The 385-nt window shown below is 67.3% G+C and carries 1 protein-coding gene; it reads right to left on the minus strand.

Annotated elements, in window-relative coordinates:
* The coding region (locus tag EN984_RS37500) for a hydantoinase/oxoprolinase family protein (protein WP_281057410.1) at positions 1-385 on the minus strand (385 nt) is incomplete at both ends.

Raw genomic sequence — 385 nt, forward strand, 5'->3', positions numbered from 1 at the left:
GGTCTCGGTGTCGCGCGGCCATCTTCATGTTGCCGAGCCGCAGCACCGCGCCCGCCGCCTCGACGCCGGAAAGGCCGGTCGCCTTGCCGATCTTGTCTTCGAAAATGCTGGTGACGCGCTCTGATGTGACGGGATTTTGGACCGCCAGCAGCTTCTTCGGCGCCAGCCGGCCGAGCACCAGATTGGCGTCGGTAATGGTCGGCTCGAGGCCGCCGCGTCCGTAGCAGATCGGGCCGGGATTGGCGCCGGCACTTTCCGGACCGATCTGGATCAGGCCGGCCGCATCGACGCGGGCGATCGAGCCGCCGCCGGCGCCGACCGTGTGCACCGCCACCATCGGCACATGGATCGGCATCGCATATTCGATCTCGATCTCGTTCGACAC

It is taken from the genome of Mesorhizobium sp. M7A.F.Ca.CA.004.12.1.1, from assembly GCF_003997835.1.
Taxonomy (GTDB): Bacteria; Pseudomonadota; Alphaproteobacteria; order Rhizobiales; family Rhizobiaceae; genus Mesorhizobium.